This window comes from Allocoleopsis sp., from assembly GCF_036703385.1.
GTDB lineage: Bacteria > Cyanobacteriota > Cyanobacteriia > Cyanobacteriales > Coleofasciculaceae > Allocoleopsis.
Genome location: NZ_DATNPA010000579.1, coordinates 1 through 3,665, shown reverse-complemented (window position 1 = coordinate 3,665; position 3,665 = coordinate 1). Strand labels below are relative to the sequence as shown.

Annotated in this window: 3 protein-coding genes; all 3 read right to left on the bottom strand. The window is 49.1% G+C overall.

What is annotated here, in order from left to right; translation table 11 throughout:
- A partial coding sequence (locus tag V6C93_RS28065; RefSeq protein WP_333479969.1) for an acetate/propionate family kinase occupies window positions 1-859 on the bottom strand: 859 nt, incomplete at its 3' end.
- A 280-nt stretch (window positions 860-1,139) separates the two neighbouring features.
- The gene (locus tag V6C93_RS28060; RefSeq protein ID WP_333479968.1) at window positions 1,140-2,774 is read right to left on the bottom strand and encodes an alpha-D-glucose phosphate-specific phosphoglucomutase; all 1,635 of its coding nucleotides are present in this window, start codon (window positions 2,772-2,774) and stop codon (window positions 1,140-1,142) included.
- Between the two features lie 362 nt (window positions 2,775-3,136).
- The coding region (locus V6C93_RS28055) for an MFS transporter (RefSeq protein ID WP_333479967.1) at window positions 3,137-3,665 on the bottom strand (529 nt) is incomplete at its 5' end.

Here is a 3,665-nt window from a genome sequence, read left to right as displayed (position 1 = left end):
ATACGCCAGAAATACCCTTCAACCCAGAAGCCTTATTGAGGACTTCGTCTAACTTTTGGGCGTCATAATCGGTGTGTTGCAGCAAGTGAATCAAGATACCAGGGTCAATAGAGCCAGAGCGAGTGCCCATCATCAACCCTTCTAGGGGAGTAAATCCCATCGTAGTATCAATACTCTGAGCGTTGCGGATAGCAGCCAGAGAAGCACCGTTACCTAAATGACAGGTAATCAGGCGCAAAGACGCCAACTCTTTACCCATCAGTTGAGCCGTGCGGTAAGCGCAGTATTGATGACTGATGCCATGAAATCCATAGCGACGGATATCTTGCTCAAACAATTCGTAAGGAATTGGGTAAACCGCAGCGAAAAGAGGGAGGTTTGAATGAAAGGCAGTATCAAAAACAGCGACTTGAGAGGTAGCCGTTCCGAGAATTTTCTCGATCGCTTCGATACCCTCCAGGTTGACAGGGTTGTGAATGGGGGCAAAAGTAGAGAGATTGGCGATCGCTTCCTTGACTTGTGGGGTAATCAAGGTGGCTTGGCGATACTCCTGACCCCCATGCACCACCCGATGACCCACAATATCAATATCGGCTGGATTAGCAATCACCTGAGTATCGCCACTCCAGAGGGTTTCCAGCATGTGAGCCATCACATCCGGTCGGGAAGTGGTTTGCAACTCTTCTTCCAGAACCGCACCTCTCGCTTTGACCTCCAGTTCTGCTATTCCTGGGTGCTTTGTCCAATCAACCTTAGCTTCCCAAAGTGGCGCAGGTGGCAACTCTGGCAACGTATCATCGAGTTGATACAAGCAACTCTTCTGGCTACTCGAACCCGCATTCAGCACTAATATTTTCATAAATTAAAGATGTTAGCGGGACAAACCCTGTTCCTTGTAGATGGAGAGGAGCTGATTGAACTTAACAGCGCAGCAGATAAGTAAGTCAACTTAAAAAAACACAAAAAAATGAAATCTATAGTTTCCGCTTTTTTTTAACGCAAAGGACGCAGAGGTTTACGCAAAGGAACGCAAAGGTTTTTGTTGCAAAATCTGGGTTGAGCTACTTACCTGGAATTGTAGGTCAACAGCCCCTGACAGAAGAATGCTCTTGTCGGGGGCTTGTAGATGCCGGACTATATCAGGTGATTACGGTGGGTTTGTCCATACCTGTAAGAGTACGAATTTGAGCCAGTTCATCGGCGATCGCAATCAGATCTCCGAGTGCCTGCTGTGGATCGAGATTGTGTTTGGCGATATTGGGTTCGTAACTTTCTAGATAAACTCTCAGGGTTGCGCCCTGGGTGCCTGTACCCGAAAGGCGAAACACAATCCGTGAGCCATCGGTGAAGCCAATACGCACGCCCTGATTCTTACTGACGCTGCCATCAACAGGGTCAGTGTAGCTGAAGTCGTCGGCGTAATCTACTTCATAGCTACCAAACTGTTTCCCTTTGAGGTTCGGGAGGAGGCTGTGCAGATTGTTCATGAGTGTAGCCGCGCGATCGCTATCTACCGCTTCATAGTCATGCCGCGAATAGTAATTGCGTCCATAGGTTTGCCAGTGTTCTTGTACAATTTGCTTGACGGATTGTTTGCGAACGGCTATAATATTAAGCCAAAATAGGACAGCCCAAAGCCCATCTTTCTCTCGAATGTGGTTTGAGCCAGTCCCGAAACTCTCTTCACCGCACAGTGTAGCTTTCCCTGCATCCAAGAGATTGCCAAAGAACTTCCAGCCTGTCGGCGTTTCATAGCACTCAATCCCCAAGCGTGCGGCTACCCGGTCGGGTGCCTGACTGGTGGGCATAGAGCGAGCAATGCCTGATAGCCCTGATTGATAACCGGGAACCAGCTTAGCGTTAGCGGCTAAGACAGCCAGACTATCACTGGGAGTGACGAAGAAATGGTTTCCTAGGATCATATTGCGATCGCCATCTCCATCGGAAGCGGCCCCGAAATCCGGTGCATTTTCCCCGAAGAGAATTTCAACCAGATCGTGAGCATAGACTAGGTTAGGGTCGGGATGTCCACCACCAAAGTCTTCCAAGGGAATGCCGTTTTGCACGGTACCGGAGGGTGCCCCTAAGCGTTGCTCGAACAGTGCATGGGCATAGGGGCCTGTTACGGCGTGCAAGGAATCCATGCACATCCGAAATTGCCCAGAGGTGAGGAGTTGATGGATGCGATCAAAATCAAATAAGGACTCCATCAACTCGGCATAGTCTGCCACAGAGTCAATCACCTCAACGGTGAGCGTTTCTAGTTGAAACGTACCCAGTTTGTCCAACTCAACATCGGCAGCATCCAGAATCTTGTACTGGTCAATTACCTTGCTGCGGGCAAAGATTGCCTCAGTTACCTTCTCAGGCGCAGGGCCACCATTACTAATGTTGTACTTAATGCCAAAGTCTTCGTGAGGACCAGCTGGGTTATGGCTGGCAGACAGGATAATTCCGCCGAATGCTTGGTACTTGCGAATCACTGCGGAGGCAGCTGGGGTAGACAAAATGCCGCCCTGCCCGACTAGCACGCGCCCAAAACCGTTCGCAGCTGCCATTTTCAGGATGATCTGGATCGCCTGACGATTGTAGTAGCGACCATCACCACCAACCACCAATGTCTTTCCCTGAAACGATTCCAGGCTGTCAAAGATGGATTGAACAAAATTCTCCAGGTAATGAGGTTGTTGAAAGACAGGGACTTTCTTGCGTAAGCCGGAGGTGCCAGGTTTTTGGTCAGCAAAGGGCTGCGTGGGTACAATCCGTGTGTTCATAGGCAGTGATAGGGAACAGAGTTCACAAGATGAGTTTAGGTTTTCTAGCGCTCCTGGTTACAGGTGTTTCTCGGTAGACGAAGAACTTGCACCAGTCTCAAGTGAATCTTTCATGGGGCAGGCTCTGATGCTTACCTCACAAGAAAAATTATTCATTGTGGGATGGGCGTTCCGCCCGTCCTCTCCTTGGGTGCAAGACCTCAGTAGAGAAGCCTGTCCAGGTTAACAACCTCTAAATTTCAGAGATCACTCATCATTTTTTAGCATTTGCTTTGCTTTTAAGGGTTTTTCTCTGTAGTAATGTAATAATTCACCAACTGTTCTAACTGCCCTTTGCCAAATGCGGTTGAAGAGCCAATAGCTTACATCTCTTCTAGCTCCTTGCCTTTGGTTTCCTTAATCAAAAGTAGGACGAAAAAGATTGAGATGGCTGCCGCGATCGTATAAAGACCGTAGGCCGAGCCTAGCCCGAAGGTTTTGAGGAGGGGCGGAAATGTAGTAGAGACGATAAAATTGGCAATCCACTGGATTGATGCAGCCAGTGAAAGCGCCGCCGCCCGAATCTTGTTATTAAACATTTCTCCCAACAGCACCCAGACGATGGGTCCCCAAGAGAAACCGAAGAAGACGACATAGAGGTTAGCGGCCAGGAGGGCGATGATGCCAGCGGTACCGTGCAGGGTAGGGTTACCTGTAGCAGGGTCGATCGCTGCGTTGCCAAAGACCAGTGCCAGTGTTCCTAGGGTAATGGTCATCCCGATAGACCCTAATAGCAGTAGAGGCTTGCGACCAAACTTGTCTACGGTAGCGATCGCAATAAATGTTGTCACAATGTTAACAATACCTGTAATTACCGTAATCAACAGGGAATCTCGTTCTGAGAATCCGACG

Excerpts from the sequence above, each read along its gene's own strand:
- V6C93_RS28060 (WP_333479968.1), bottom strand. The coding sequence starts at position 2,774 with ATGAACACACGGATTGTACCCACGCAGCCCTTTGCTGACCAAAAACCT.